The organism is Streptomyces chisholmiae (assembly GCF_031845445.1).
GTDB classification, from domain to species: domain Bacteria; phylum Actinomycetota; class Actinomycetes; order Streptomycetales; family Streptomycetaceae; genus Streptomyces; species Streptomyces chisholmiae.
Genome location: NZ_JAVREO010000045.1, coordinates 1 through 3,307, shown reverse-complemented (window position 1 = coordinate 3,307; position 3,307 = coordinate 1). Strand labels below are relative to the sequence as shown.

The window sequence follows — 3,307 nt, the reverse complement described above, 5'->3', positions numbered from 1 at the left end:
TCATGGATGTTGGGCACGCTGTTGGGTGTCTGAGGGCACGGTCGCGCGCTTTTTTGCGTGTGGGTGTTGTCTTCGGGTCTGCCAGGGCTGGGGCTGGTTCTCCGTGAGGAGGGGTGGTTTCGGCGGACTGGTTGTTGGTTGAGAATTGCACAGTGGACGCGAGCATCTGTGGCCAAGTTATTAAGGGCGCACGGTGGATGCCTTGGCACCAGGAACCGATGAAGGACGTGGGAGGCCGCGATAGGCCCCGGGGAGCTGTCAACCGAGCTGTGATCCGGGGGTGTCCGAATGGGGAAACCCGGCAGTCGTTATGGGCTGTCACCTGCCGCTGAATGTATAGGCGGTTTGGAGGGAACGCGGGGAAGTGAAACATCTCAGTACCCGCAGGAAGAGAAAACAACCGTGATTCCGGGAGTAGTGGTGAGCGAAACCGGATGAGGCTAAACCGTTTGTGTGTGATACCCGGCAGGGGTTGCGCAGGCGGGGTTGTGGGAGCGTGCATTGATCGTTCTGCCGGACGGTCGGAGAGTAAGAAACCATTGTGGTAGTCGAAGGGCATGCGAAAGGCCCGGCGTAGAGGGTAAGACCCCCGTAGGCGAAATCATGGTGGCTCTCTTGTGTGTTTCCCAAGTAGCACAGGGCCCGAGAAATCCTGTGTGAATCTGGCGGGACCACCCGTTAAGCCTAAATATTCCCTGGTGACCGATAGTGGATAGTACCGTGAGGGAATGGTGAAAAGTACCGCGGGAGCGGAGTGAAAGAGTACCTGAAACCGTGTGCCTACAAGCCGTGGGAGCGTCGCACAGTGGGACTTGTCCTGCTGTGTCGTGACTGCGTGCCTTTTGAAGAATGAGCCTGCGAGTTTGCGGTGTGTTGCGAGGTTAACCTGTGTTGGGGAGCCGTAGCGAAAGCGAGTCCGAAGAGGGCGTTTGAGTAGCATGCCCTAGACCCGAAGCGGAGTGATCTAGCCATGGGCAGGGTGAAGCGTGGGTAAGACCGCGTGGAGGCCCGAACCCACCAGAGTTGAAAATCTGGGGGATGACCTGTGGTTAGGGGTGAAAGGCCAATCAAACTCCGTGATAGCTGGTTCTCCCCGAAATGCATTTAGGTGCAGCGTCGTGTGTTTCTTGCCGGAGGTAGAGCACTGGATAGGTGATGGGCCTTACCGGGTTACTGACCTTAGCCAAACTCCGAATGCCGGTAAGTTGTAAGCGCGGCAGTGAGACTGTGGGGGATAAGCTCCATGGTCGAGAGGGAAACAGCCCAGAGCATCGACTAAGGCCCCTAAGCGTGTGCTAAGTGGGAAAGGATGTGGAGTCGCAGAGACAGCCAGGAGGTTGGCTTAGAAGCAGCCACCCTTGAAAGAGTGCGTAATAGCTCACTGGTCGAGTGATTCTGCGCCGATAATGTAGCGGGGCTCAAGTACACCGCCGAAGTCGTGTCACCGCATTTTGTGTGGTGGGTAGGGGAGCGTCGTGTGCTGGGTGAAGCAGCCGTGTAAACGTGTTGTGGACGGTTCACGAGTGAGAATGCAGGCATGAGTAGCGATACATGCGTGAGAAACGTGTGCGCCGATTGACTAAGGGTTCCTGGGTCAAGCTGATCTGCCCAGGGTAAGTCGGGACCTAAGGCGAGGCCGACAGGCGTAGTCGATGGACAACCGGTTGATATTCCGGTACCCGCTATGGAGCGCCAGCGCTGAATCTTCTGATGCTAAGCCCGTGAAGCCGCCTTTCTTCGTCTTTGACGTTGGAGGGAGTGGTGGAGCCGGTGACCCGAGGGGGTAGTAGGTGAGTGATGGGGTGACGCAGGAAGGTAGTCCAGCCCGGGTGGTGGTTATTCCCGGGGTAAGGGTGTGGCCCGTCGTGTAGGTAAATCCGCGCGATTTTTGGGTGAGACCTGATGCCGAGCCGATTGTGGTGAAGTGGATGATCCTATGCTGTCGAGAAAAGCCTCTAGCGATGTTTCATGGTGGCCCGTACCCTAAACCGACTCAGGTAGTCAGGTAGAGTATACCGAGGCGTTCGGGTGAACTATGGTTAAGGAACTCGGCAAATTGCCCCCGTAACTTCGGGAGAAGGGGGGCCTCTTCTGGTGAAGGCATTTACTGCTGGAGCTGGGGGTGGCCGCAGAGACTAGCGAGAAGCGACTGTTTACTAAAAACACAGGTCCGTGCGAAGCTGTAAGGCGATGTATACGGACTGACGCCTGCCCGGTGCTGGAACGTTAAGGGGACTGGTTAGTTGCATTTCGGTGTGGCGAAGCTGGGAACTTAAGCGCCAGTAAACGGCGGTGGTAACTATAACCATCCTAAGGTAGCGAAATTCCTTGTCGGGTAAGTTCCGACCTGCACGAATGGCGTAACGACTTCTCGGCTGTCTCAACCATAGGCCCGGTGAAATTGCAGTACGAGTAAAGATGCTCGTTTCGCGCAGCAGGACGGAAAGACCCCGGGACCTTTACTATAGCTTGATATTGGTGTTCGGTTCGGTTTGTGTAGGATAGGTGGGAGACTGTGAAGCTCATACGCCAGTGTGGGTGGAGTCGTTGTTGAAATACCACTCTGATCGTGCTGGATGTCTAACCTGGGTCCGTGATCCGGATCGGGGACAGTGTCTGGTGGGTAGTTTAACTGGGGCGGTTGCCTCCTAAAGAGTAACGGAGGCGCCCAAAGGTTCCCTCAGCCTGGTTGGTTATCAGGTGGTGAGTGTAAGTGCACAAGGGAGCTTGACTGTGAGACTGGCAGGTCGAGCAGGTGCGAAAGCAGGGACTAGTGATCCGGCGGTGGCTTGTGGGAGCGCCGTCGCTCAACGGATAAAAGGTACCCCGGGGATAACAGGCTGATCTTCCCCAAGAGTCCGTATCGACGGGATGGTTTGGCACCTCGATGTCGGCTCGTCGCATCCTGGGGCTGGAGTTGGTCCCAAGGGTTGGGCTGTTCGCCCATTAAAGCGGTACGCGAGCTGGGTTTAGAACGTCGTGAGACAGTTCGGTCCCTATCCGCTGCGCGCGTTGGAGTCTTGAGAAGGGCTGTCCCTAGTACGAGAGGACCGGGACGGACGAACCTCTGGTGTGCCAGTTGTTCTGCCAAGGGCATGGCTGGTTGGCTACGTTCGGGAGGGATAACCGCTGAAAGCATCTAAGCGGGAAGCCTGCTTCGAGATGAGGACTCCCACCCACTTGATGGGGTAAGGCTCCCTGTAGACCACAGGGTTGATAGGCCGGAGATGGAAGCCTAGTAATGGGTGGAGTTGACCGGTACTAATAGGCCGAGGGCTTGTCCATAGATGCTCGCGTCCACTGTGAA

General features: G+C 56.7%; 1 rRNA gene. It reads left to right on the top strand.

Annotation, left to right across the window (positions count from 1 at the left end):
* Positions 1-170: 170 nt before the first annotated feature.
* Positions 171-3,285: ribosomal RNA gene (locus RM844_RS31940) — 23S ribosomal RNA — on the top strand.
* Positions 3,286-3,307 lie beyond the last annotated feature (22 nt).